This is a genomic window from Halarchaeum sp. P4 (assembly GCF_051195175.1).
Lineage (GTDB): Archaea > Halobacteriota > Halobacteria > Halobacteriales > Halobacteriaceae > Halarchaeum.
The window spans coordinates 26,305-50,929 of the sequence record NZ_JBNTKC010000006.1 but is presented as its reverse complement, the minus strand read 5'-3'; the positions used below and the strand labels follow the sequence as shown (position 1 = coordinate 50,929).

Annotated in this window: 28 protein-coding genes; 20 read left to right on the top strand and 8 right to left on the bottom strand. The window is 69.9% G+C overall.

Translation table 11 applies throughout. The annotated features are described in order from the left end of the window. Positions 1 to 236 precede the first annotated feature (236 nt). On the top strand, positions 237 to 1,253 hold the full coding sequence (locus ACQUS8_RS15405; RefSeq protein ID WP_435102720.1) for a zinc-dependent alcohol dehydrogenase family protein: 1,017 nt from the start codon (positions 237 to 239) through the stop codon (positions 1,251 to 1,253). On the opposite strand, the gene ACQUS8_RS15400 is transcribed toward ACQUS8_RS15405, so the two are convergent. Together ACQUS8_RS15400 and ACQUS8_RS15395 are read right to left on the bottom strand one after the other, a co-directional pair. Next, positions 1,250 to 1,828, bottom strand: coding sequence for a GNAT family N-acetyltransferase (locus ACQUS8_RS15400; RefSeq protein WP_435102718.1), 579 nt, complete (start codon positions 1,826 to 1,828; stop codon positions 1,250 to 1,252). The two genes, ACQUS8_RS15405 and ACQUS8_RS15400, sit on opposite strands and share 4 nt — an antisense overlap. Before the next feature lie 186 nt (positions 1,829 to 2,014). After that, the gene (locus ACQUS8_RS15395; protein WP_435102716.1) at positions 2,015 to 2,665 is read right to left on the bottom strand and encodes a polysaccharide deacetylase family protein; all 651 of its coding nucleotides are present in this window, start codon (positions 2,663 to 2,665) and stop codon (positions 2,015 to 2,017) included. 115 nt (positions 2,666 to 2,780) lie between these two features. Between ACQUS8_RS15395 and ACQUS8_RS15390 the strand changes: the two genes are divergently transcribed. Beyond that, positions 2,781 to 3,173, top strand: a complete 393-nt coding sequence (locus ACQUS8_RS15390) for a ribbon-helix-helix domain-containing protein (protein WP_435102714.1) — start codon at positions 2,781 to 2,783, stop codon at positions 3,171 to 3,173. A 1-nt stretch (position 3,174) separates the two neighbouring features. Here the strand turns inward: ACQUS8_RS15390 and thiD are convergent, their stop codons facing one another. Then, the gene (thiD, locus tag ACQUS8_RS15385; RefSeq protein WP_435102712.1) at positions 3,175 to 4,431 is read right to left on the bottom strand and encodes a bifunctional hydroxymethylpyrimidine kinase/phosphomethylpyrimidine kinase; all 1,257 of its coding nucleotides are present in this window, start codon (positions 4,429 to 4,431) and stop codon (positions 3,175 to 3,177) included. Positions 4,432 to 4,592: 161 nt separating this feature from the next. On the opposite strand from thiD, the gene ACQUS8_RS15380 reads away from it, so the two are divergent. The 10 genes from ACQUS8_RS15380 (at position 4,593) to thiM (ending at position 13,715) form a co-directional block, all read left to right on the top strand. Next, positions 4,593 to 5,513 carry a TIGR03571 family LLM class oxidoreductase gene (locus ACQUS8_RS15380; protein ID WP_435102710.1) on the top strand — a complete coding sequence of 307 codons (921 nt, stop codon included), beginning with the start codon at positions 4,593 to 4,595 and terminating at the stop codon, positions 5,511 to 5,513. A gap of 261 nt (positions 5,514 to 5,774) precedes the next feature. Continuing rightward, positions 5,775 to 7,547, top strand: coding sequence for a nitrite/sulfite reductase (locus ACQUS8_RS15375; protein ID WP_435102708.1), 1,773 nt, complete (start codon positions 5,775 to 5,777; stop codon positions 7,545 to 7,547). Continuing rightward, positions 7,540 to 7,710 (top strand): hypothetical protein, encoded by a 171-nt coding sequence (locus tag ACQUS8_RS15370; protein WP_435102706.1) that lies wholly within the window; start codon positions 7,540 to 7,542, stop codon positions 7,708 to 7,710. Before ACQUS8_RS15375 ends, ACQUS8_RS15370 begins: the two co-directional genes overlap by 8 nt. Next, positions 7,707 to 9,053, top strand: coding sequence for an MFS transporter (locus tag ACQUS8_RS15365; RefSeq protein ID WP_435102704.1), 1,347 nt, complete (start codon positions 7,707 to 7,709; stop codon positions 9,051 to 9,053). The genes ACQUS8_RS15370 and ACQUS8_RS15365 overlap by 4 nt, the downstream gene beginning before the upstream one ends. After that, complete coding sequence (locus ACQUS8_RS15360; protein WP_435102702.1) at positions 9,053 to 9,193, top strand: hypothetical protein; 141 nt, start codon at positions 9,053 to 9,055, stop codon at positions 9,191 to 9,193. Before ACQUS8_RS15365 ends, ACQUS8_RS15360 begins: the two co-directional genes overlap by 1 nt. After that, positions 9,190 to 9,735, top strand: a complete 546-nt coding sequence (gene mobA / locus ACQUS8_RS15355; RefSeq protein WP_435102700.1) for a molybdenum cofactor guanylyltransferase — start codon at positions 9,190 to 9,192, stop codon at positions 9,733 to 9,735. The genes ACQUS8_RS15360 and mobA overlap by 4 nt, the downstream gene beginning before the upstream one ends. A 114-nt stretch (positions 9,736 to 9,849) precedes the next feature. Then, positions 9,850 to 11,127, top strand: a complete 1,278-nt coding sequence (locus ACQUS8_RS15350) for a four-carbon acid sugar kinase family protein (protein ID WP_435102698.1) — start codon at positions 9,850 to 9,852, stop codon at positions 11,125 to 11,127. After that, positions 11,120 to 12,121, top strand: a complete 1,002-nt coding sequence (gene pdxA / locus ACQUS8_RS15345; protein ID WP_435102696.1) for a 4-hydroxythreonine-4-phosphate dehydrogenase PdxA — start codon at positions 11,120 to 11,122, stop codon at positions 12,119 to 12,121. The genes ACQUS8_RS15350 and pdxA overlap by 8 nt, the downstream gene beginning before the upstream one ends. Before the next feature lie 99 nt (positions 12,122 to 12,220). Further along, complete coding sequence (locus tag ACQUS8_RS15340; protein ID WP_435102694.1) at positions 12,221 to 12,898, top strand: thiamine phosphate synthase; 678 nt, start codon at positions 12,221 to 12,223, stop codon at positions 12,896 to 12,898. Further along, positions 12,888 to 13,715, top strand: coding sequence for a hydroxyethylthiazole kinase (gene thiM / locus ACQUS8_RS15335; protein ID WP_435102692.1), 828 nt, complete (start codon positions 12,888 to 12,890; stop codon positions 13,713 to 13,715). Before ACQUS8_RS15340 ends, thiM begins: the two co-directional genes overlap by 11 nt. 3 nt (positions 13,716 to 13,718) lie before the next feature. On the opposite strand, the gene ACQUS8_RS15330 is transcribed toward thiM, so the two are convergent. Together ACQUS8_RS15330 and ACQUS8_RS15325 are read right to left on the bottom strand one after the other, a co-directional pair. Beyond that, positions 13,719 to 14,027 (bottom strand): flippase-like domain-containing protein, encoded by a 309-nt coding sequence (locus ACQUS8_RS15330; protein WP_435102690.1) that lies wholly within the window; start codon positions 14,025 to 14,027, stop codon positions 13,719 to 13,721. A gap of 196 nt (positions 14,028 to 14,223) precedes the next feature. Beyond that, entirely contained in the window at positions 14,224 to 14,661 is a 438-nt protein-coding gene (locus tag ACQUS8_RS15325) for an Hsp20/alpha crystallin family protein (protein WP_435102688.1), read from the bottom strand. 120 nt (positions 14,662 to 14,781) lie between these two features. On the opposite strand from ACQUS8_RS15325, the gene ACQUS8_RS15320 reads away from it, so the two are divergent. From ACQUS8_RS15320 to ACQUS8_RS15305, 4 genes are read left to right on the top strand one after another with little or no spacing between them, the layout of a single operon-like run. After that, entirely contained in the window at positions 14,782 to 15,579 is a 798-nt protein-coding gene (locus ACQUS8_RS15320) for an aldo/keto reductase (protein ID WP_435102686.1), read from the top strand. 59 nt (positions 15,580 to 15,638) lie between these two features. Further along, positions 15,639 to 16,370, top strand: a complete 732-nt coding sequence (locus tag ACQUS8_RS15315) for an ABC transporter ATP-binding protein (RefSeq protein WP_435102684.1) — start codon at positions 15,639 to 15,641, stop codon at positions 16,368 to 16,370. Next, positions 16,363 to 17,583, top strand: coding sequence for an FtsX-like permease family protein (locus ACQUS8_RS15310; RefSeq protein ID WP_435102682.1), 1,221 nt, complete (start codon positions 16,363 to 16,365; stop codon positions 17,581 to 17,583). Before ACQUS8_RS15315 ends, ACQUS8_RS15310 begins: the two co-directional genes overlap by 8 nt. Then, positions 17,583 to 18,809, top strand: a complete 1,227-nt coding sequence (locus ACQUS8_RS15305; RefSeq protein ID WP_435102680.1) for an ABC transporter permease — start codon at positions 17,583 to 17,585, stop codon at positions 18,807 to 18,809. The genes ACQUS8_RS15310 and ACQUS8_RS15305 overlap by 1 nt, the downstream gene beginning before the upstream one ends. Before the next feature lie 40 nt (positions 18,810 to 18,849). On the opposite strand, the gene ACQUS8_RS15300 is transcribed toward ACQUS8_RS15305, so the two are convergent. After that, a complete protein-coding gene (locus ACQUS8_RS15300; RefSeq protein WP_435102678.1) occupies positions 18,850 to 19,365 on the bottom strand; it encodes a metal-dependent hydrolase in 516 nt (171 codons plus the stop codon). A gap of 72 nt (positions 19,366 to 19,437) precedes the next feature. Next, on the bottom strand, positions 19,438 to 20,448 hold the full coding sequence (locus ACQUS8_RS15295) for an aldo/keto reductase (RefSeq protein ID WP_435102676.1): 1,011 nt from the start codon (positions 20,446 to 20,448) through the stop codon (positions 19,438 to 19,440). Between the two features lie 147 nt (positions 20,449 to 20,595). On the opposite strand from ACQUS8_RS15295, the gene ACQUS8_RS15290 reads away from it, so the two are divergent. Next, positions 20,596 to 21,402 carry an aldo/keto reductase gene (locus ACQUS8_RS15290; RefSeq protein WP_435102674.1) on the top strand — a complete coding sequence of 269 codons (807 nt, stop codon included), beginning with the start codon at positions 20,596 to 20,598 and terminating at the stop codon, positions 21,400 to 21,402. A 178-nt stretch (positions 21,403 to 21,580) separates the two neighbouring features. Here the strand turns inward: ACQUS8_RS15290 and ACQUS8_RS15285 are convergent, their stop codons facing one another. After that, positions 21,581 to 22,657 carry a mannonate dehydratase gene (locus ACQUS8_RS15285; RefSeq protein WP_435102672.1) on the bottom strand — a complete coding sequence of 359 codons (1,077 nt, stop codon included), beginning with the start codon at positions 22,655 to 22,657 and terminating at the stop codon, positions 21,581 to 21,583. Between the two features lie 96 nt (positions 22,658 to 22,753). On the opposite strand from ACQUS8_RS15285, the gene mobB reads away from it, so the two are divergent. From mobB to ACQUS8_RS15270, 3 genes are all read left to right on the top strand, one after another. After that, positions 22,754 to 23,209: a molybdopterin-guanine dinucleotide biosynthesis protein B gene (gene mobB, locus ACQUS8_RS15280; RefSeq protein ID WP_435102670.1), complete on the top strand. Its 456-nt coding sequence runs from the start codon at positions 22,754 to 22,756 to the stop codon at positions 23,207 to 23,209. A gap of 175 nt (positions 23,210 to 23,384) precedes the next feature. Next, positions 23,385 to 23,810 carry a CBS domain-containing protein gene (locus ACQUS8_RS15275; RefSeq protein WP_435102668.1) on the top strand — a complete coding sequence of 142 codons (426 nt, stop codon included), beginning with the start codon at positions 23,385 to 23,387 and terminating at the stop codon, positions 23,808 to 23,810. A gap of 98 nt (positions 23,811 to 23,908) precedes the next feature. After that, on the top strand, positions 23,909 to 24,595 hold the full coding sequence (locus tag ACQUS8_RS15270) for a trimeric intracellular cation channel family protein (protein WP_435102666.1): 687 nt from the start codon (positions 23,909 to 23,911) through the stop codon (positions 24,593 to 24,595). Positions 24,596 to 24,625 lie beyond the last annotated feature (30 nt).

Sequence of the window (24,625 nt, the reverse complement as noted above, 5' to 3'; positions counted from 1 at the left end):
CCGTCGCGATAGCGTACTCGCGCGGAGCGCGAGTTTCACCGGTCACCGGCGATGCCCGTCTCCTTTTTCTCCCGTGTTTTTGCTGCGAGCGGTGCGCGGAGCGCACCCCGAGCAGGAAAAAGACGGCGGATAACCGACCCGGACTGGGCACCGTGGAACTGAGCGCTTAGTGAGAAGGGGGCGACATCCAACGCCTTCCCGACTTACAAGCGCGCGCCGGCACGATTTCGTCGTGTATGCGCGCGTACGAACTGCAGGAAGTCGACCCGGAGTTCGAGGGACTCGAGGAAGTCGAGCGTGAGCGCCCGGAGCCGGGTCCCGGCGAGGTGCTCGTCCGTATCGAGGCGGCCTCCATCAACTACCGCGACCTCGCCATCGCGGCGACGGAGTTCGGCTATCCGGGCGAGTCCTACCCGATGATTCCGCTCTGCGACGGCGCGGGCGACGTTGTCGCGGTCGGCGAGAACGTCGAACGCCTCGAGGAGGGCGATTCGGTGGTCGCGCCGTTCTTCCCGGAGTGGGTTGACGGCCCCGGGACGCCGGAGAAGACGAAGGTGGCGACGGGCGGCAACCGGCCGGGGACGCTCGCGGAGTACGCGGTGTTCCCGGCTGAGGGCACGCCGAAGATGCCCGAGAGCCTCGACTACGCGGAGGCGGCGACGTTGACGTGTGCGGGGCTGACGGCGTGGACGGCGCTCGTCGAGCACGGGAACCTCACCGCTGGCGAGTCCGTCCTCTGTCTCGGGACGGGCGGCGTCTCGACGTTCGCCCTCCAGTTCGCGGACGCGATGGGTGCGCGTCCCATCGTCACGTCCTCGAGCGACGAGAAACTCGAGCGTGCCGCGGAGCGCGGCGCGGAGACCACCATCAATTACGAGCAGACGCCTGAGTGGCACGAACCGGTCCTCGAGGCGACGGACGGCGTGGGCGTCGACCACGTTATCGAGGTCGGCGGCGCGGGGACGCTTGAGCGCTCCCTGCAGGCGGTGACGTACAACGGCGAGGTCCACCTCATCGGTGTGCTCGCCGACCAGGAGGCGGACGTCGACCCTGGCCCGATTCTGCAGAAGGCGAGTAGCGTGCGCGGCGTGAGCGTCGGGAGTCGCGCGTCCTTCGACCGGATGGCGCGCGCCATCGACGAGACCGGCATCGAACCCGTCGTGGACAAGACGTTCGACTTCGCGGACGCGCCCGAAGCGTACCGCTACGTCTGGAACGGCGAGCACACCGGAAAAGTCGTCATCGACGTTTAAGCGCCGCCGGCGAGGTCGCGGCGCATCTCGAACTCCAGCGGGCGTTCGGTGATGACCTCGAAGTCGTAGCGCTCGTAGAGCGAGACGGCGGGCGCGTTCGACTTCTCGACGTGGAGCCAGACGGTCTCGACGTCGTTTTCGCGTCCGTAGTCGAAGAGTTCGCGCATCGTGTGGGTGCCGACGCGTGCGCCTTGGTAGTCGGGATGGACGAAGATGGCGAGCTCGCAGGCGTCACCGGCGTGGTCGTCGTCGGGGACGAGGACGGCGTGGGCGGCAGGGGTATCGTCGTGGCGGACGACGAGGTGGGAGGCGTCGAACTCGCCCAGGCGTTCGAGCCACGAGCGGATGCCGTCGGTGTCGAGCGGCGGGAGGCCCTGTGCGCGGTCCTCGTGGCCGAACTCGTTGTACATCTCGGTGAGGTCGTCGACGACGCCCGTCGCCAAGTGGCCGCGGTGGCCGGTGATGTCGAGAGTGCGACCCCGATTGTCGGTGACGGACGTGCGGAACGCGCCCGTCGACTCCGACGTCGTGGACGACTGCCCGTCGTTCTCGGTGGTGGGGTTGCTCTTCGACATCTGTTGCTTGGATATGTGTACACTCCACTCTCGTATAGGGGTTTTCCCGCACGAAAGTACACACTATACTCGGGTACTTTCGTGTTCGTTCACGAAAGTACCTTACCGCGTGGTCGAACGTGAAGAATAGAATGGCCGTTTACAGATTGCCGGAGTGACCCGGGTGCGCTCGCGTCGCGCACGGCGTCAGACGAGGTCGAGCGGGTCGCCGAAGGTGACGCCGTAGTCGGCGAGGGCGTCGAGGTACGCCTCGAACTCCGCGACGCCGTTCCCGCCGTCGTGGAAGAGCAGGAGATCGTCGGGGTCGCTCTCGATGCGCTCGGCGTTCGCCGCGACGTTCTCCCGGATGCCTGCGGGCGTGTCGACCTCCCAGTCGTCGACGCTCACCGTCCACCCCCAGTCGCGGACGTCGCCGTGCTCCTCCTCGTACCAGTCGTAGGCGAAGGCCGAGGGCTCCGGCGGGACGAAGCCGTGGTCGGCGAGACACGCCTGGAAGCGGTCGGCCTGCACGTCGCCGCGGTCGCCGTAGGGGAAGCGAAAGAGCTTCGCGGGGCGTTCGGCGTCGGCGCGCTCGTAGACGTCTTCGATGAGCGACTCGGTGCGCTCGACTTCGTCGCGGAACGATTCGACGTCGAGTTCGGAGGCGTGGCTGTGCGAGTAGGCGTGGTTCCCGAGGACGTGGCCGGCCTCGACGGCCTCGAGGGCGTGGTCGGCGTAGTCGGCGAGGCGGCGGCCCTCGCAGAAGAAGACGACGGTGACGTCGCGCTCGGCGAGGACCTCGAGCTTCTCGGGGAGCGTCTCGGTGGGCGCGTCGTCGACGGTGAGGTAGGCGGTCACAGGCACGGAGTTCGACGCGGGGGACAAAGAGGGTTCGCGAGGCGGCGAACGCGTGCCGTGTCCGCGGAGGGCCAGGGGGTAGTTTTACGCCGCTCCAACGCCTCCCTCCACAGGAATGGTCAAGTCGACGGTCCGGTTCCCGGAGGAGGTGCTCGACGCCGTGGAGGAACTCGTCGAGCGCGACCTCTTCACGAACCGCTCGGAGTTCCAGCGCTTCGCCGTCGAGTGCATCCTCGCGCAGGTCGACGAGGAGTACGACCCCCAGATGCTGGACTACGACGAACTCCACGCGGAGGTGTTCCCCGAGGAGCACGAGGACACCACGGAGGGCGTCCCGGCGGAGGCGTCGATGGACGAGGAGTTCTTGCAGACGGCGGCGCGCGTCCGACAGTTCGCGATGCGCGGGAAACTGGAGACCGCCGAGGAGCTCGTTGACACGCGCTACTCGCCGGCGGACCCGCGCGCGCTCTTGCTCGAGGACTTGCTCGCGGGCTACCGCGAGGAGTAGCTTAGGCGTCGAGCGCCGCGAGGCGCTCGCGGAGGCCTTCTGCGTCCCCGGCGAACACCGTCGCGGCGTCGCCGTCAGTCGTGCTCGGGTCGACGAGCACGGGCGCGTCTGGACACGTCTCGAACGCACGCGTGACTCGTTCCGCCGTCGAGAGCGACGGGTCGGGTGCGCACGTCCGGCCCTCATCAAGAGCCTCGCGCACCTGCGCGTCATAATGGAACGTCGCGGCGTAGCGGAGGTCGGGGTCGTGTTCGCGCGCGGCGAGGAGGAGTTCGCCGGGTCGGCTCTCGACGCCGAAGCGCGGCACGCCGGTCACGTCCGGCGCAGCGACGGCGTCTTCCGACTCCGCGTAGGGCGTCGCGCCCGCGACGGCCGCACCGTCGGGCGCGTCGGCGGCGAGCGCACGGACGGCGTCGAGGGTGGAGAAGCGGGCGGCGTCGTCGCGGAGTGACGCGAGGTGGTGGACGCTCCCGGTGGGGCCGCCGACGGCGTGCGGGTAGCGGACGGCGCGCCCGACGGCCTCGATGCCCTCGGTGACGGCGTCGTCCAGCGAGTCGCCGGCGGCGAGGCGGGCGGCGATGGCGCTGGAGAGGGTACAGCCGGAGCCGTGGGTCCGCTCGGTGTCGACGCGCTCGCTCGCGTAGACGCGCGTCCCTTCACCAGTGACGAGGACGTCGACGGCGGTGTCGCGGTCGTCGTCGACGAAGGGGTCGCCGCCGGTGACGAGGACGGCGTCCGCGCCCTGTTCGCGGAGGGCGTCGCCGGCGGCGACGGCGTCCTCGCGGGAGTCGATGCTGACGCCGGTGAGTGCTTCGGCTTCGTCGGCGTTCGGCGTGAGGAGCGTCGCGTGCGCGAACAGCGTCTCGTAGGCGGCCTCGACCTGGTCGTCGGCGAGGGCGTCGCCGGAGGTGGCGACGAGGACGGGGTCGACGACGAGCGGCGCGTCGAGGACTGCCACCTTCTCGACGACGGTTTCGAGGACGTCCGGTGTGCCGAGCATCCCGGTCTTGACGGCGCGGACGTCGTAGTCGTCGACGACGGCGTCGAACTGGGCGGCGACGTCGGCGGGCGGGAGGTGATGGACGCCGTGGACGCCCCGGGTGTTCTGTGCGGTGACGCTCGTGACGACGCTCGCGCCGTAGGCGCCGCAGGCCTCCATGGTCTTCAGGTCGGCCTGGATGCCGGCGGCGCCGCCCGAGTCGCTCCCGGCGATGGTGAGCGCGACGGGGTAGTCGACGGGAGCGGGGCGGCGCGTCACGCGACATCACCCGCGACGGTGCGGTACGTCGGGTTTACTGGCGTCATACGCCACGATATAATGTAGTGGTATAATAGTGTGGTGGAGGGCCGACGGGCGACGGTCGGGTCGGCGCGTGCCGGCGTCCGGCGGTTTTTCCGCGCGCGCCGCCGAGTGACCGTATGGAGACGCCGAACCGAGGGTACGAGCGGCTCTTCGGTGGCGAGGGGTTGACCGTTGGGGCGACGTTCCCGCTCACGGGCACGAGCGAGGAGCGCCCGGACGCCGAGCGCGAACTCGCGCTCGCCGAGCACCTCGAAGCGCTGGGGTTCGACGGCCTGTGGGCGCGCGACGTCCCGACCTACTGGCCGAAGTTCCGGGACGCCGGCCAGACGTTCGACCCGTGGACGTGGCTCTCGCAGGTCGCCGCGCGCACCGACACCATCGCACTCGGGACGGCGAGCGTCGTCCTCCCGCTGCGTCACCCCGTGCACGTCGCGAAGAACGCGGCGAGTCTCGACCACCTCTCCGACGGCCGGCTCGTGCTGGGTGTGGCGTCCGGCGACCGCCCGCCCGAGTACGAGGCGTTCGGCGTTGAGGAGGACGAGCGCGGCGCGGCGTTCCGCGAGAGCGTGCGCGTGCTGCGCGCGGCGTGGCGCGAGGCATACCCCGAAATCGAGACACGCTGGGGGACGCTGGACGGCACGCTCGACGTCGTGCCGAAACCGACCGTGGGCGACCTGCCGGTGCTCGTGACGGGGAACAGCCGGCAGTCCCGCGAGTGGATCGCCGAGCACGGCGACGGCTGGCTCTTCTACCACCTCCCCGAGGACACCCTCCGGGACTACCTCGCCGACTGGCACGCGCGCACGGACGCGCCGTTCGTCACCACCTGCACGGTCGAGTTGGCGGACGACCCCGGTGCGGACCCCGAGCACGTCAACCAGGGCTTTCGCGCGGGTGCCGAATGGTTCCGCGATTACTTCCGCGACCTCGAGCGCTGGGGGGTGAGTCACGTCGTCGTCGGCGTGACGGGCGAGGACGCCGACGCCCGCGAACGGGCCTTCGAGCGGGTCGCCCGCGACGTCCTCGACGCGCTCTGAGGGACGAACCCGACGAACACGAAGAACCGGCGGTCACGACAGACTACTACTGGACAATTGGGACGTTTTAGACGTTTCTAGACCTTATACACATCCCGATTCTCCGTGTTCTCTTCATCGAAGTCAATAGAAATCCGATACTGGAAGGACGAATGAACAGAATGTTTTTACTTCCGAGTCTATACTGATTGTCCGTAATCGGCGCACGAGAGTTCACCAATTTCAGATATTGGTGGACACACGTGCTCAGAACACTCCACCATGGCACACAAGAAGGAAGACGTCAAGGGCGAGATGTACGGCGACGAGGTCAGGGAGAAGATCGAGGAGTTCGCTGAAGAAGGCTGGGAGTCTATCCCCGAGGACGAGCGCGAGGAGTGGTTCACGCGCTTCAAGTTCTGGGGGCTGTTCCACCAGCGCAGCGGGCAGGAGAGCTACTTCATGATGCGCCTCAACAACTGCGGGGGCGTGCTGAAGCCCGGCCAGCTCCGCGCCATCGGCGAGGTCGCGCGCGACTACGCCGTCGGGCCGGCCGAGAACCCCCGCTGGGGCAACGGCTGGGTGGACTACACCACCCGCCAGTCCATCCAGCTTCACTGGCTGAAACTCGAGGACGTCCCCGAAATCTGGGAGAAACTCGAGTCCGTCGGCGTCTCCAGTCGCTCCGCCGGCGGCGACACGATGCGCAACATCTCGGGCTGTCCGGTCGCCGGGAAGGACGCCGACGAGTACGTCCCGACGCGCGAGCTCCTCGACGAGATCGAGGAGGGCATCCGGGGCGACGACTCCCTCTCGAACCTCCCGCGGAAGTTCAACATCTCCGTGACCGGCTGCACGGAGGGCTGTGCGCAGGACTCCATCAACGACGTCGCGCTCGAACCCGCCCACCGGCCGGTCGACGGCGAGGACACGAAGGGGTTCAACGTCCGCGTCGGGGGCGGCCTCGGCGGACGCGAACCGCGGAAGGCGCGCTCGCTCGACCTGTTCGTCACCCCGGAGAACGCCTACGACACCGTGCGCGCGTTCGTCGAACTCTACCACGAGGAGGGCAACCGGCAGAACCGGAACAAGAACCGCGCGCGCTTCTTCGTCGACGAGTGGGGGACGGAGAAGATTCGCGAGGAACTCGACGAGCGCCTCGACTTCGAGCTCCTGCACGCCGGCACCGACTTCCGCGACGAGTACACCTACAACGCCGGCAAGCACGACGACGAAGGCGCACACGACCATGTCGGCGTCCACGACCAGACCGAGGAGTTGAGCTTCGTCGGCGTCAGCGTGCCCGTCGGACGGATGCCCGCCGAGGACGCCATCGAGCTCGCGGACCTCGCCGAGGAGTACGGCAGCGGCGAAGTCCGGCTTTCGCGCCGGCAGAACCCCCTCGTCATGGACGTCCCGGATGAGCGCGTCGACGACCTCCTCGAGGAGCCGCTCCTCGAGACCTACTCGCCGAACCCGAGCGTCTTCACGCGCGGCGGGATGGCCTGCACCGGCACCGAGTTCTGCTCCATCGCGCTCGCGGAGACGAAGACTCGAATGGCCGAGACCCTCCAGTGGCTCCAGCGCAACGTCGACGTCCCGGAGGACGTGACGCAGCTGAAGATTCACTGCTCGGGCTGCACGGCGGACTGCGGGCAGGCGATGAGTGCGGACATCGGCCTGCAGGGGATGCGCGCCCGGAAGGACGGCGAGATGGTCGAGGCGATGGACGTCGGTGTCGGCGGCAGCATCGGGCAGGACCCCACGTTCATCGAGTGGGTCCACCAGCGCGTCCCCGCCGACGAGGTGCCCGGCCTCCTGAAGGACCTCATCGAGACGTACGTCGAGCTGCGCAACGGCGAGCAGACGTTCCGGGAGTGGGTCGAGGCCACTGGCCACGAGACCATCGCCGAGCTCACCGAGCCCGCGGAGACCGACTACGAGGACCCGTGCCTCTACGACGCGAAGCAGTCGTGGTACCCGTTCGACTCCGGCGACGGCCCCGCCCCGACTACCGCGGACGGCACGCCCCTCGGCGCGGAGAGCGATGACTGAGGACGCCGCTGCGACGCGCACGAGCACCTGCGCGCCGATGGACGTTGCGCCCGAACTCCACGCCGACCCCGCGCCGACGGGCGGTGAGAACGACGCGACGGCCGTCGAGACGACCGAACCGGACGTGACCGACAACCACACCACCAGCACGTCACGCGAATGATCTCGAAGAAGACCGAACAACTCGTCATCGCCACCGTCGGGTTCTTCTGGGCGTTCCTGATGTGGTTCTCAACGGCGGCGTTCAGCACGTCCATCAGCGGCGCGTTCGGCCTGACGACCGGCGCGCTCGCGCTCCTCGCGTCGAGCGCGCTCTGGCTCGCGCCGCCCGGTCGCGTCATCGCGGGGTGGGCGGCCGACCGCTTCGGCGCGCACAACACGTTCTCGTTCATCCTCGCCTACTCGGGGCTGGTGAGCATCGCGTCGGCGTTCGCGTCGAGCTACGACGTGCTGTTCGTCGAGCGCCTCGTCGTCGCCTCGGCGGGCATCAGTTTCGTCGTCGGCATCCAGCACGTCTCCCAGTGGTTCGACGAGCACGAGATCGGCACCGCCGAGGGGATCTACGCGGGCACCGGGAACGCCGGCGCGGGCGTCGGCGCGCTCGTCCTCCCGCGGCTCTACGGGACGAACTTCGGCGACGCGTTCCTCCACCTCGGCGTCGTCGCGCTCCTCATCGCCGTCGTCTACAAGTGGCGCGGCGAGCCCGCGAAGGACGTCGAGACGGCGGAGACGGCGCGCGCGAACTCGGGCGTGAAGGATACGCTCTACGTCTGGACGCGCTTCGCCGCCATCGGGCTGATGCTCGCCTACGCGATGTCGTTCGGTCTCGAAATCGCGATGAACTCGTGGCTCCCGACCTACTACGCGATCGGGTTCGAGGAGGCGATCGCGGGCCTCGGCTTCACGGGTGCGGCCGCCATCCAGACGGCGGCGGGGACGTTCGCGGCCGTCCAGTCGTTCAACGCGTCGCTCTTCCGGCCGTTCTCGGGCTACATGTCCGACCTCTGGCAGCGCAAGGGATGGACGCCGTACCCGTTCCTCTCCGACGAGCAGGACTACGCGCCGCGCGTCCACTGGCTGATGACCGCGCTCGTGCTCATCACGGTGATGATGTGCGCGCTCAGCGCCGCCGGGATGCTGGGCCTCCTCCCGGTCTCGGTGGTCGTGCTCGCGGGCTTCGGCGTCGCGGTGAGCTTCGGGACGGGCGGCGTGTTCGCCATCGTCCCGCTGATGTTCAAGGAGCGCCCCGGGATTGCGGCCGGCTTCATTGGCGGCGTCTCGACTGCGGGCGGCATCGTCTACCCGCTCGTCTTCGGGTGGGTGCCGAACATCCACACGGGCTACGCGGTCGTCGCGGCCGTGTTCTTCGTGCCGTTCGCCCTGTTCTTCGTGTGGGCGATGCGCTCGGAGCAGGACCTGAGCGAACACGGTATCGGGTCGCGCGAACGCTGGCTCGGCCCCGAGTCGGGGTCCGACCGCTCCGTTCCCGCAGGAGGTGATGACTGATGCCTGACCAGACAGAACCGGACGAACCGTGGTATCGCTGGGGCAAACGCGTCCTCTACGCCGAGATGGGTGTCGCGGTGCTCGTCACCGTCTTCTCGCTCACGATGGCGTTCATGGGGGAAGCGGGGTACATCGCATGATCGGGCGCGAGGACTGCGCGGCCGTCGTCGTCGCGAGCGGGCGCACGCACTGCGCGCCAGAGGCCGAGTCGACCGACGTCCGTCGCCTCCACCACGTCGTCGAGCGCGTCGCCCCGCTGGTTGACGAGGTGGTGGTGTGTTGTCGGCGCGACCAGCGCCGTCGCTACGCGCGTGCGCTCGAGGGCTCGTCCACGCCGGCGCCGGACGCGACCGTCCAGTTCGCCCGCGAGCGCACGCCCGGCAGCCTGATGGCGGGACTGGCGGGTGCGCTCCACGAGACGGACGCGCCCTACGTCGCGGTGCTCTCCGCGGGCGGGCGCTCGCCGGGACGCCACGCCGTCGCGTCCCTCTTCGCGGCGGCGCGCGACGCCGGCCAGACGACCGTTCCGGTGGTGAAGGGGCGGCCCCAGCCGCTCTGCGCAGTCTACCACCGCGAGGACGCGCTCGCCGCCTGCGGTGCGGCCATCGCGGACGAGGCTGACCACGCGAACGGCGTCATCGACCACCTCGAGGGCGTCCAGTACCGCGCGGAACCGATCTAGTCGACGCCGGTTGGACTCTTCTGCGGTCGCGACGCCTCGGCGGACGCTCCGAGCGGCGGCCACGCCGATTCATGCGAAGACCTAACTACGCCGGCGCGCACGCTCCGGCATCGAATGAGCGAGGACGGCAGGTCGCACGCCGTCGGGGTCGTCGCCGACGACCTGACGGGTGCGATGGACACGGCACACGGGTTCGCCGTGCGCGGCCACGACACGACGGTGCTCGCGACGCTTCCGGGTGACGGCCCGGTCGACGTCGAGGCCGACGCGCTGAGCGTCAACACGGACAGTCGCTACGACGGCGCGCAGGAGGCTGCGGCGGCCGTGACGGACGCTGTCGAGCGCGTGGCCGCGCGCTGCGTCTACAAGAAGGTCGATTCGACGCTCCGCGGGAACGTCGGTGCGGAGGTGACGGCGGCGCTCGACGCCACCGACGCTGGAGTCGCGCTGGTCGCCCCGGCGTTTCCGTCCGCCGGTCGGACGACGGTCGACGGCGTCCACTACGTCGCGGGTACGCCGGTCGCGGAGACCGAGTACGGGCGCGACGAGAAGGGTCCGGCGTCTTCCGAGATTCGGGACCTGTTCGTCGACCGGCCGGTCGTCTCACTCACGCTCGACACCGTCGAGGCGGGGCGTGACGCGGTGGTGGACGCCGTCGCGGACGCGATGGCGGCGAGCGAGACGGCACCGGTCGTCGTCTGTGACGCGCGCACGGACGAGCATCTGGTGACGATTGCGGCGGCCGGAGCCACTCGAGACGCGCTCTACGTCGGGAGCGGCGGGCTGGCCGAGCACCTCGTCCTCGACGGTGTGGCGACGAGGCCGCCCTCGACGCCGCGACCCGCGTCGGGCGCGCCGCTCGGCGTCGTCGGGAGCGTGAGCGAGACGACGCTCACGCAACTCGAACGCGTGCCGGCCGAGGCTGTCGTGGCCGTGGACCCGGTCGCGCTCCTCGACGGGGACGGTGACGCGGCGGCGGTCGAGCGCGCCGCGGCGCGATTGGCGGCGGGTGACCCGGTCGTTCTCACGACGGCGACGCGGCACGCGACCGTCGAGGAGACGCTGGCGGCCGGCCGCGAGCGCGGCCTCTCCGCCGCCGACATCCGGGAGCGCGTGTCGAACGGGCTGGCGGGCGCCGCGCGCCGCGTCCACGACCGCGCGTCGCCCTCGGGCGTGTTCGTGACGGGCGGCGACGTCGCTCTCGCGGTGTTCGAGGTGTTCGACGCGACGGCCGTCTCGCTCTCCGGCACGGGAGTCGAGGCAGGGATTCCGGTGGGGACGTTCGCGGACGGCGTCGCCGCGGGCATCCCAGTGATAACGAAGGCCGGCGGGTTCGGCTCCCCGGAGGCAATCGTTACGTGCCTCGATGCGCTAACGCCCGAGAATGAGTAGTAGCACGCCCAGAATCGGTATCACGATGGGGGACCCGGGCGGTATCGGCCCGGAGGTCATCGTCAAGGCCTATCCGACGCTGTGCGACGTCGCTCGCCCGGTCGTCATCGGTGACGCGGACGTCATCCGTGCGGCAATCGACGTCTGCGACCTCACTCTCTCCGTCGAGGCTATTTCGGCGGTGGCGGACGCGAGCTTCGACTCGGCGCGGATTCCCGTGCTCGATTTGGACAACGTGGACGACCTCGTCCGCGGGGAGGTCCGTGAGGCCAACGGCGCGGCGAGTCTCGCGTACGTCGAGCGCGCGATCGCGCTCGCGCAGGCCGGCGACATCGACGCCATCACCACTGCACCCATCAACAAGCAGGCGACGAAGCTCGCGGGCAGCGACTACGCCGGCCACACCGGGATGCTCGCGGACTACACGGACACCGAGAACTACTCGATGATGCTCGTCGAGGACGACCTGCGCGTCACGCACGTCAGCACACACGTCCCGCTGCGCGAGGCCTGCGAGCGCGTCACGACCGAGCGCGTCCTTGACGTGATTCGGCTGACCGACGACGCGCTCGCGGACCTCGGCGTCGCGTCGCCGACGGTCGGCGTCGCGGGGCTGAACCCGCACGCGAGCGACGGCGGCCTGCTCGGTGACGCGGAGGACGCGGAAATCGTTCCTGCCGTCGAGCGCGCCCGCGACGAGGGTATCGACGCCGTCGGCCCCGAATCCCCGGATACGGTGTACGTGCGCGCCGCCCGCGGGGAGTTCGACTGCGTCGTCTCGATGTACCACGACCAGGGGCACATCCCCATCAAGATGCTCGGCTTCGCGGGCGACGCCGCCGTCTCCGGCGTGAACGTCACCATCGGCCTGCCGATACTCCGGACGAGCGTCGACCACGGGACGGCGTTCGACATCGCGGGCGAGGGCGTCGCGTCTGAGCAGAGTCTCGTCGATGCCGTCGAGGTGGCGGTGCAGATGGCGTCTCGCTGTTGACGCGTTTTTCCGGGCGACTGCGGCCCTCGCCGGTCGCGACGGGCCGTCCCGATATCCGAGTGCTTTTGGCTCGCCGATAACCACGGATAGATACAACCTGTGAATATCGGAACGTATCTCGTCACGCAGGGCAGTCGCTCACGCGGCCGCGCCACCGAGGACGTGGTCGCCGCCGCGATACGGGGCGGCGTCGACGTCGTGCAACTCCGCGAGAAGGGCACGAGCGCGCGCGAGCGCTACCACCTCGGGCGCGCGCTCCGCGAGCAGACCCGTGAGACGGACGTGACGTTCCTCGTGAACGACCGCGTGGACATCGCCGCCGCCGTCGAGGCCGACGGCGTCCACCTCGGCGACGAGGACCTGCCGATTGCGGCCGCCCGCGACGTCCTCGGCGACGAGGACCTGCCGATTGCGGCCGCCCGCGACGTCCTCGGCGACGACGCCGTCGTCGGGCGCTCCGTCTCCACCGTCGAGGCCGCCCGCCACGCCGTCCAAGCGGGTGCGGACTACCTCGGCGTCGGCGCCGTCTACGCCACCGACTCGAAGGACGTCCGCGAGGAACACGCCGAAATCGGTCCCAGTACTGTGGCCGCCATCGCCGACGCCGTCGACGTCCCCATTGTCGGCATCGGCGGCATCACCGCCGAGAACGCCCCCGAGGTAATCAGGGCGGGCGCGGACGGCGTCGCCGTCGTCTCCGAAATCACGGCCGCCGAGGACCCCGAATCAGCCACGAGAGAACTCGCCGCCGCCGTCGAGAACACCCATGACCACTGACTTCACCGTCGCCGAGACGCTCGACCGTATCGCCGCCGAACAACCCCTGATTAACTGCGTGACGAACGCCGTCACCGTCAACGACGTCGCGAACGTCACGCTCTACTGGGGCGGCCTGCCCGTCATGTCCGACGACGCCCGCGAAGTCGACGACATGGTCGCGGGCGCGCAGGGGTGTCTCCTCAACATGGGTACCGTCAGCGAGGACGGCGAGGAGGCGATGCTCACTGCGGGCCGCGCCGCGAACGAGCACGACGTCCCGCTCGTCGTGGACCCCGTCGGCGTCGGTGCGACGCCCACCCGCGACCGGGTCGCCGAGCGTCTCGTCACCGACCTCGATCCCACGGTCGTAAAGGGGAATTACGGCGAAATCAGTGCGCTCGCTGGCGGTGACGCCGAGGTCCGAGGCGTGGAGTCCGTCGGCGACTACGCGGACGTCGCGGAGTCCGCGGTCTCGCTCGCGCGCGAGACGGGCGCCGTGGTCGTCGCCTCCGGCGAGACGGACGTCGTCGCCACCGACTCGGCGGCCTACGAGGTCGAGTCCGGTGACCCGATGCTCGGCACCGTCGTCGGCACCGGATGCATGCTCGGCGTGACGCTCGCGACGTTCGCGGGCGCGCTCGACGACGCCGCGACGGCGGCACTCGCGGGGACGCTCGCCTTCGGTGTCGCCGGCGAAGCCGCCGCGGACGGCGAGTTCGGCGACTATCAGGGGCCCGCGAGCTATCGCGTCGCCTTCCTCGACGCCGTCGCCGGACTCGACGGTGTCGAGCACCCTGACCCCGATGCGCGCCTCACGCGCGTCCTCGACGCCTGACGCTCACGCCAGTTTCTCGATGTCCGTCGGCAACTCCCGGACGCCGACGACACTGTAGGCGGACGCGAGCGCGCCGAGCGCGACGCGGAACCAGTAGGAGCAGAGCCGGTAGACGACGACGGTGGCGGCGGCCGCGGCGGGGTCGACACCGGCGAGTGTCACGACGAGGCCGACGAGGACGAACTCGACTGCGCCCAACCCGCCGGGGAGCGGGACGGCGACGCCGTGGAGTTCGTGCAGGAGTGCGGCCGGACGGAAGGCGGCGAGGAGGACGACGGTGAGCGCGACACTCGCCACTGTCCGGCCGTTCATACGCGATCCCTATGGCCGTCCGCGATATAGCGGTTTGGCCCGCGGGCGCCGACCCGAGAGACCGGGGGCGGCGCCGCTCGCGGTCCCGGTGGGGATGGGGGCAGGAAGCGGTAGTGGAGACGCGGCGGCACGGCGGTGCCGCGACGCGAATCGGTGCAGACCGACAGCAGTCGCCGCGAGTCGACGCGGTCCGTCGTTACTGGACTTCGATGGTGTGGCCGCCGGACTCCTCGCGCTTGCCGAGGGTGACGGTGAGGACGCCGTTCTTCATCGTCGCGGCGACGTCGTCCTCGTCGATGGGCTCGGGGAGGTTGAGGCGTCGCGAGAAGGAGCGGCTACTGCGCTCCCGACGGATGTACTGTCCTTCTTCCTCGCCTTCCGCCTCGGACTCCTCGGTGTGCTCGGCGGAGATGGCGAGCGTCTGGTCCTGCACGCGGACGTCGACGTCCTCCTTCTCGAACCCGGGGAGGTCGACGGTGACGACGAACTCCTCGTCCGTCTCCTCGACGTCGACGGCGAACCCGCCGAAGGGCCCGCCCTGCTCGCCTTCGAACATCTGGGACGCCTCTTCGAACTGGCGGTTGAGGCGGTCGAAGAGCCGGTCGATGTCGTCGAACGGATTGCGTCGGGACATACACGACTGGATTCGTCCGCGGACAAATAAAGCGTGGTGGCAACCATGTCAGCGACCCGCAAGCCCGACGGGGCTACCGGAGCCCGCAGGGTTTTCCGGCCGCCGGGCGAGCCACCGCGTATGAGCGAGTTCCCGCGACTCGGCCTCGGGACGTACCGCAACACCGACCCCGACGCCTGTGCGACCGCCGTCGAAACCGCCCTCGAGGTCGGTTACCGGCACGTCGACACCGCGCAGATGTACGACAACGAGCAGTACGTCGGCGACGGCATCAGGGAGGCGGACGTCGCGCGCGACGACGTCTTCCTCGCGACGAAACTCGACACCGGCAACCTCGGTGCCGCGGACGTCCGCGAGACGACCGACGCGAGCCTCGAGCGCCTCGGTGTTGACTACCTCGACCTCCTCTACGTCCACTGGCCCATCGACACCTACGACCCCGACGAGACGCTCCCCGCGCTCGACGACCTCCACAGCGAGGGCACGATTCGGCACGTCGGCCTCTCGAACTTCACGCCCGACCTCCTCGAGGACGCCATCGAGACGCTGGACGCGCCCGTCTTCGCCCATCAGGTCGAGATGCACCCGCTCCTCCAGCAGGAGGAACTCCACGAGCTCGCCGTGGAGGACGACCACTGGCTCGTCGCCTACTGCCCGGTCGCGCGCGGCGAGGTCGCCGACATTCCGGAGCTCGTCGAAATCGGTGAGAAACACGACGCGACGCCCTATCAGGTGTCGCTCGCGTGGCTGCTCGCGAAGGAGAACGTCGCCGCCATCCCGAAAGCCACCTCGAAACAGCACATCGTCGAGAACTACGGCGCGCTCGACGTCGACCTCGACGCGGAGGACATCGCGCGCATCGACGAGATGGAGCGCGAGGAGCGCCTCGTCGACTTCCCCGAAGCCCCCTGGAACTAGAGGTCGGCTCGCGGACCCGCGGCCCTTATGCCGCCCCGTGCGTATGTCACGAGTAGTGTATGTCCGGCCGCGCCTCCGCTGACTCCGCCGACGCCGTCGTCTCCTGTACTGACGTCTCGAAACGGTACACGCGCGGCGACACCGGCTTCTTCTCCCGCGGGTCCTCGCGCCCGACCGTCACCGCCCTCGACGGCGTCTCGCTCGACGTCCACGCGAACGAAATCGTCGGTCTCGCCGGCCCCTCTGGGTCGGGGAAGTCGACGCTCCTCCACCTCCTCGCCGCCCTCGACCTCCCGACCGAGGGGTCCGTGACGCTCGCCGGCGAGCGAACCGACCGGCTCTCGACGCGCGAACGCGCGCGCCTCCGACTCGACTCGGTGGGCATCGTCTTCCAGCACTTCCACCTCCTCCCGACGCTGACTGCGCGCGCGAACGTCGCGCTCCCGCTCGTCGAGCGCGGCGTCCCGAAAGGCGAGCGCCGCGAGCGCGCCATCGACCTCCTCGAGCGCGTCGGCCTCGGCGACCGGACGACCCACACCCCGCCCGAACTCTCCGGCGGCGAACAGCAACGCGTCGCCATCGCGCGCGCCCTCGTCACCGACCCCGCGGTCGTGGTCGCGGACGAACCGACCGGCGAACTCGACACCGAGACGGGCGCACACATCTTGGAGGCGTTCCGCACCGTCGCCGAGGACGGCCGCGCGGTCGTCCTCGCCTCGCACGACCGCGCGACACTCGAAGCCGCGGACCGCGTCGTCGACCTCCGCGACGGCCGGGTGGTCGATGCGTAACCGCCTCCTCGGGCTGGCCGGCGTCGGCCTCCGGCGACTCTGGGGGCGGCTGCGCTCCGGGAACCGCCGGCGCGTCCTCCTCAGCGTCACCGGCGTCGCGCTCGCCATCGCGCTCCTCGTCGTCGTCTCCGGCATCAGCCTCGGCCTCGCGAGCAGCAACACCGTCTACGGCTCCGGCGTCGACTACTGGGTCGTCCCGGAGTCCGCGTCCGCCTCCACGATGGCTATCGACGTCGGGAGCGCGCAGTTCGGCGCCGTCCACCCGACCGCCGAGCGCATCGCGGGCATCGACGGCGTCTCCAGCGCCACGCCGGTCCGGACGAGCCTCGTCCGCCTCCAGTCGGGGAACACCAGCGAGTACGTCGTCCTCCTCGGCGTCATCCCGCAGGCTGGCGTCTCCGTCGCCGGCCTCTCCACTGGCAACCTGACGCCCGGCGACCCCTACTACGCGAACGGGAGCTACAACGGCACGTGGACGGGCGACGCCGCGCTCTCCGAGGGCGCCGCGAGCCTGCTGAACGCCACGAACGGGAGCACGCTGGGCGTCGCCGGGCAGGCGAACGCCTCCTTCACCGTCGTCGGCGTCCAGCGCGCGAGCGCCTCCTCGGGCGCCGGCCAGGTTCCGGTCGGCCTCGTCCACCTCGCCGAACTGCAGGCGATCACGGGCGGGACGGCGAGCGACACCGCCGACCAGTTCGTCGTCGCGACGAACACCCCCGCGGTGAAGGACGACCTCGCCGCCGTCTACCCGCACTCGCGCGTCGTCGCGAACGACCAGGGGAGTCTCGCCGCCATCGGCACCTCGAAACTCGCACTCGCCATCGCCCTCACCGCGTTCGTCGTCGCCATCGTCATCGGGACACTCTTCGTCGGGACGGCGCTCGGCCTCGAGGTCGCTGCCGACCGCTCGACGTACGCGACGCTGCTCGCGCTCGGTCTCCCGGCGCGTAGTCTCGGCGTCGTCGTCGCGACCCAAGCCGTCGCCGTCACCCTGCTCGGCGGCCTCCTCGGGTTGCTCCTCGGGGGTGGTGGCGTCCTCGCCGCGAACGCGCTCGCCCAGCAGTACCTCACCGACAGCGCCATCGCCGCCTACCCGCTCGTCTTCGTGCCCTACGGCCTCGGGACGGCGGTGGCGGTGGGGCTGCTCGCGACGCCCTACCTCGTCTGGCTCGTCACCCGAACGGACGTCCTCGACCACCTCGCCACAGAATAATGCTCACGAGATTCCGCGCCGCCGTCGGCATCGCGCTCGCCCAACTCCGGCGGGACCGCGTGCGCACGACGCTCGCCGTTACTGGCGTCGTGCTCGCCGTGCTCGCCGCGACGCTCCTCGCGGGCGTCGGTTTCGGCGTCGTCCAGACCGGACAGGAGAAGTTCGACCAGTCGGGTCGTGACCTCTGGATGACCGGCGGCCCGCTCCAACTCCAACCCGGGAGCGTCGGGGGCTTCCAACCCGGCATCACGGGCGCGCACACTCTCTCGGAGGAACTGCACGCCCGCGAGGACGTCCGGACGGCGGTGCCGCTCTCCTTCCAGACGGTCTACGTCGGCGCGAACAACTCCTCGCTCTCGACGATGGTCGCCGTGGGCACGCCCGGCGTCGGCGGGAGCGCGGTGAACCTCGCCGCCGGCGAGGGCTTCACGAAGGGTGGGCGCGCGCACTACGCGGGCGGGAGCTACGACGGCCCGATGACGCGCGAGGTCATCCTCGACCCGCAGACCGCCGAGCGACTCGGCGTCGGCGTGAACGACACCGTCCACCTCGGCGCGACCGTCGTCGGCGCGAAGTCACACGAGTGGCGCGTCGTCGGCATCTCGCCGACGTTCCGCAACTTCCTCGGCACCTCCGCGGCGACGGTGCCGCTCTCCGAACTCCAGACCATCACCGGCACCGCGCGCGAGGATCGCGCCGCGATGCTCACCATCGACACCGTCGAGGGCGCGGACCCGTCGGCCGTCGCCGCCGAGTTACAGGCGCAGTACCCGCAGTACGACGTCCGGACGAATCAGGAGCAACTGCAGTCGGTGCTCCGACAGAAGGCGCTCGTCATCGCGAGCGGCCTCACGCTCACGGTGCTCGCGGTCATCGCGGGCATCGCGCTCACCGTCAACTTGCTCCTCCTGCTGGTCTACCAGCAGCGCCGGACGCTCGCCGCCGTCCGCGCCATCGGCGTCTCCGAGACGACACTCGTCGCCATCACCACCGTGCAGGGGCTCGCAATCGGCCTACTCGGGGGCGCCATCGGCATCGCGCTCACCGTCCCGCTCGGACAGGGGTTGAGCGAACTCGCGGCGATGCTCGTCGGCTTCGAGGGCCTCGTCCGCACGCCGCCGCTCGTCCTCGGCGTCGGCGGCGTGCTCGCCGTGCTCGTCGGCGTCGTGAGCGCCGCCGTCGCCGGCTATCGCGTCGCCGGCGTCGAACCACTCGAACACCTCTGAGTGCCGGAGCCAGGGCGACTCCCCCTTCCGTTCGGCCGTGTCAGTCCGCCCGGTAGCGGTGGAACCGGCGGACGAAGACGAGACTCATCGTGGCGACGAGCGCGAGTTCGAACGCGAAGAAGGACGTGAGCTCGATGTTCGCGAAGTGCGAGACGAAACTCCCCTCGTCGCCGTACGGCGGCGCGCCGAGGAGCGGCCACACGAGGAAGACGAGGTACTGGAACTCGCTCGCGAGGACGTGCGTGATGGAGTCCGCGACGAGGTGGGAGGCGTAGCCGACGCCGAACGCGACGCTCACCGCTTTGCGGTCGTACCGTCGACAGACCACGTAGCAGACGCCGACGACGACGGCGAGCGTCAGTATCGAGTGCGCGAACGACCGGCCGGACGGGAGGACGCCGACCGTCCACGCGAGCGGCTTGTCGATGCCGTCGGGGAACTGCGTGCCGACGGCGAGCGCGCCGAGCGCGAGCCACGACGCCGCGTCGCCGCCGCGACGCCACTCGTAGGGCAGATACAGGAGATAGCCGAACGCGAGGTGTCCCCACGGCCACATACGTCTCCCGTGGGGCGTCGCGCGCTTATGGGTTGCCGTCCGGCCGCCGCGACGCGGGCGGATGCGGGCGCCTCAGATGTCGCTGTAGGGACCGCCCTTCGCTTCGGTGAGGCGCTCGACCTGCTCGTCGCTCAGGTCGATGGTCGCGGCGGCGAGGTTCTCCTCGAGTTGGTCGGTGGTGCGCGCGCCGACGATGGGCGCGGTGACGCCGTCACGGTGCATGAGCCACGCGAGCGCCGTCTGCGCGGGCGTCGCGTCCACTTCCTCGGCGACCGCTTCGAGTTCGTCGAGGACGTCGAAGTTCTCCGGCGTGAGGTAGGCCTCCTCGAACCCGCCGGACTCGGCGGCCAGTGAGTCGCCGGTGAGCCCCTCCTCGCGCTCGTACTTCCCGGTGAGGAAGCCCTGGCCGAGCGGGCTCCACGGGCAGACAGCCATCCCGTAGTCGCGCGTCATCTCCAGATAGCCGCCCTCGGTTTCGCGGTCCACGAGGTTGTAGCGCGGTTGGCTGACCGTGAACGGCTCCCAGCCCTCGCGTTTCGCGATTTCGTTCGCCTTCGCGACCTTCCACGCGTCCGGCCGGTGGCAGGACGCGCCGAGGTAGTGGACTTTGCCGTCCTCGACGAGGCCGTTCAGCGTCTTCATCATCTCGCGCGCCGGCGTCTCGTCGTCCCAGCGGTGGATGTAGAGGACGTCGACGTAGTCGGTGTCGAGGCGCTCGAGCAGCGCGTCGATGCGGTCGCGGACGTTCTTCCGGTTCGTCCCGCGGGAGTTCGGGTCGCCCTCGCGGATCTGCCAGTAAACCTTCGAGGCGATGGTGAACCGCTCGCGGTCGTGCCCGCGCTCCTCGAGCCAGTTCCCGATCCACTCCTCGCTCTTGCCACCGCCGTAGACGTCCGCGGTGTCGATGTAGCGGCCGCCTGCCTCGGCGTAAGCGTCGAGCAGTTCGTAGGCGCGCTCCTCGTCGATTTCGACGTCGCCCGTCTCGGTCTCCTTCCCGAAGCGCCACGTGCCGAACTGCAGTTCGCTCGTCTGCAGACCGGTCTCGCCCATCTGGACGAAGTCGAGGTCGATGTCCTCGGTCATCGTCCGATACGTCCCGCGTCGCACCGAAAAACGTTCAGCAACCGGCAGGCGACGAGCGCGTCCGCCACCCCTGGCGCGTCGGGCGCGAAACCGGCCGACGACGTGCCCGACCCGAAGCACTATACTTGCGCTCGCGCACGCACCGCTATGAACCGCGTTCCCTCACTCGGCCTCGGAACCTGGCAGAACACCGATACCGACCAGTGTGCCGAGAGCGTCCGGACCGCGCTCGAACTGGGGTATCGACACGTCGACACCGCGCAGTATTACGGCAACGAGTCGGCCGTCGGCGCGGGCATCGATGCCGCCGACGTCCCCCGGGAGGACGTCGTCGTCGCCACGAAACTCCACCCCGAGAAAACCGGCCTCGCCTTCGATGAGGTCATCGAGGGCTGTGAGGCCAGCCTCGAACGCCTCGGCCTCGACTCCATTGACCTGCTCTACGTCCACTGGCCGGTCGGCAACTACGAGGCGAGCGAGACGCTCGCGGCGTTCGACGAACTCAGGAAGCGTGGTCTCATCGAGCACATCGGCGTCTCGAACTTCGACGTCGACCTGCTCGAGGAGGCCATGGACGTCCTCGAGGCCCCGCTGTTCGCCCACCAGGTCGAGACACATCCGCTCCTGGCCCAGGACGACCTCATCGAGCACGCGCAGGCGAACGACTACTACCACGTCGCGTATTCGCCGCTCGCGCGCGGCGAGGTCTTCGACCTGCCGGTCGTGACCGACATCGCCGAGACGCGCGACGTCTCGCCCCCGCAGGTCGCGCTCGCGTGGCTGCTCGCCAAGGAGAACGTCTGCGTCGTCCCGAAAGCCACCTCCGAACAGCACATCGCGGACAACCGCGCGGCACTCGACCTCACCCTCACCGCCGACGAGATCGCGCGCATCGACGCCGTCGAGCGCGAGGAGCGGCTCGTCGAGCGCGACGGCGCGCCCTGGCTGAACTGACGCGAACCGCGTCGACTTTTGGTGCTGCACGCCGTCCGCCGCGACCGGCGAGAACCTCGAGGACGTCGCGCGCCAGATCCCGTGGAACGCCTCGGCTGCGAGATACCGGACTGGACGCGCCCCTACGAACCACACCGGGACGAGTGAGCACCCGACTGCACCGCCTTCGCGCCTCCCTCTATTGCCGCCGGCGCTCGCTCCTGACGGTGTCGACGACGCCGCGGAGATAGCCGACGGTGAAGCCCCGGGCGCGGTGTCGCCAGTCGTCGTCGCCGGTCATTTCGGGGACGTGGTCGGGGATGATCGCGCCGTCGAAGCCGACGTCGTGGAGCGCCCGCACGGCTTCGGGCGTCTCGAAGTTCCCCTCGTCGACGAACGTCTCGTGGAATTTCGGGACGGTGCCGACGACGTCGCGGAAGTGGACGAAGACGATGTCGTCGCGTTCGCCGAATCGCCGAATCACGCCCGGGACGTCCTCACCGAGCTGCGAGAAACACCCGAGGCAGAGCTTGAGTCCGTGGTTGTCGCTCGGCCGGTAGTCCATCGCGCGCTCGAAGTTCTCGACGTTCCGGAAGAGGCGCGGAATCCCGCCGAGTGACTCGATGCCGGGCGGGTCGACGGGGTGGAGCGCGAGCGTCACGCCCGCCTCCTCGGCGACCGGGAGGACGGTGTCGAGGAAGTGCTCGTACTGCTCCCAGAACTCCGCCTCGGTGTAGCGCCGGTCGAGGCCGTCCGCGAGAGCGTCCGGGTCCTCGATGTCGTCGAGGTCGAAGGCGGTGCCACACGCCCCGCCGCGGAGGTCGGCGGGGTCGGTGCGCATCGGGACGACGCCGCGCGGGTTCCACTGATACCCCAGAATCGGGACGCCGGCGTCGCCGAGGTTGCGAATCAGGGTCCTGATCTGCGTGAGGGCTTCCTCGGCGCCGTCGCGCCCGAACATCACGTCGCCGTAGAGCGAGTACGGCAGTGACTGGATGCCCGTGAAGCGGAGGCCGGCGTCCTCGATGCGGTCGCGCGCCGCCTCCAACTCGGTGACGGTCGGTATCTGGTCGCGGCCCACGGCGAGCGTTGCGGTGCCGTCCCGGTCGTTGAAGGCGTCGGGTTCCTCCTCGGTGTCGGCGTGGTCGACGAAGACGTCCGTCGCGCCGAGTTGGCGGACGAAGTCGAGGCGCTCGGGGCTGAGACTCCGGGTGCGCACGCCGACGCGGACGTCCGCGGCCGCGGCGCCGGCCTGCTCCTGACTCGTCTGACTCATCGGATAGCCCACCTTCCACCGAATCATCCATAATCGTTCTCCTTAGACCCGTGCCGCTGGCGCGCCCCTTACGTGCCGGCGCGCCCTACTCCCCCCATGAACGTCGTCGGCGTCGTCGGGGAGAGCGATGCGGGAAAAACTACGCTCATCGAGCGCCTCGTGCCCGCCCTCGGCGAGTACGGTTCCGTGGGGACGGTGAAGGGAATCCACCACGACGTCGAACTCGACACCGAGGGGAAGGACACTCATCGCCACCGGACGGCGGGCGCGGACCGCGTTGTCGGGGTCACCCCACACCTCACCGCGTCGTTCCGCCCCGTGGGGAAGGCGGACGGCGGCGAGGAGACGGCGCTGGAGCGCGCGCTCGCGGAGTTCGAGGACGCCGATTTCGTCGTCGTCGAGGGGTTCGGCGGGTCGCCCCACCCGAAGATTCTGGTCGGCGAGGGCGCCGATGACCGCGAGTTCGCGGGCGACGTCCTCGCGCGCGTCCCGAGCGGCGGGGCGGCGGACGTCGAGGCGCTCGTCGCGTGGATTCGCGCGCGTGAGGACTGAGCGACGCGCGAGCGCCGTCAGGTCCGCGCTCCCGAGGAAGCCGACTCGGAGGGGGAGCGTGCCCCGTCAGAGGCCGTGGCGGGGGCCGCGCACGTCTCGGCCGACGCGCCGCGGGCGTGGAGAGGGTCGCCTCGCCACTACCCTTTTCACTCGTGCGTCCGACATTTCTCCCGCTATGCCCGTCAGTCACCTCGCGGTCGAACCCGTCACGGCGAGCCCGGAGACGAGCGTCAAGGAGGTCGCACGGACGATGGCCGAAGACGGCATCGGCGACGTCGTCGTCACGGAGGACGAGAAACCGGTCGGCATCGCCACCGACCGCGACATCACGCTCGCCTACGCGGACGGCGAGGACCTCGACGCGCTCACCGCCGCGGACGTCATGTCCGAGAACCCGGTCACGATTCGGGGCGACGCCGAGGACGTCGACCTGCCCGAGCGGATGGCGGAGGCGAAAGTCCGGCGTCTCCCGGTCGTCGACGACCACGGCAAACTCGAAGGGGTCGTCTCGCTCGACGACGTGGTCGCCGTCGTGGGCGAGGAACTCGACGACGTCGCCACCGTCATCGAAGCGCAGTCGCCCGGCTACGCCCCGTCCTGACGTCGCCCGCACCCGTTTCTTTCGGACGTCCGTCGTCTCGCCACGTCGAGACGCCGAGACGCAGGCCTCAATACGCTCGGTCGCCTTCACTCGTAGTAGTGCTTCAGGCCGTCCTCGCCCCGTTGTTCGCCGACCCCTTCGCAGTGTTGAACTCGGTCGGGCTCGTCGCGTTCGCGCTCGTCGGCGCGACGAAGGCGATTCGCGAGGAGTTCGACGTCTTCGGCGTGACGGTGGTGGGGCTCGCGACGGCGTTCGCGGGCGGCGCGACCCGCGACGTCCTCGTCGGCCGCATCCCGCTCGCGCTCCAGTCGTTCGGCGAAATCAGCCTCGGCCTGCTCGGCGTCGCCCTCGCCATCGTCCTCAGCGTCGCGCTCGACGACGCCGACGAACACCCGGTGACGCTCGTCTCCGATGCCGCCGGCCTCGCGGCGTTCGCGACGGCGGGCGCCATCGTCGCCACGGACTTCGGCGTCTCCGGCTTCGGCGTCGTCGCCATCGCCGTCATCAACGCCTGCGGTGGCGGCGCGCTCGCGGACATCCTCCTTGACCGCTCGCCGTTCATCCTCGTCGAGGACTTCTACGCGAGCTGCACCGTGCTCGGCGGCCTCACCTACTGGCTCGTGGACGTCGGCGCGTTCGCGGGCCTCGTCGGCAGCGCGTCCGGCACCGCCGCGGCGTGCTGTGCCGCGGTCACCATCGGCGCGCGCCTCGTCGGCGTCTACTACGGGTGGCGACTCCCCACCGCACAGTCGCTCGGCGTCCGCACCGGACCGGGCGAACGCTAAGGCTCCTTCTCACGCCGTACGTCTTCCGCG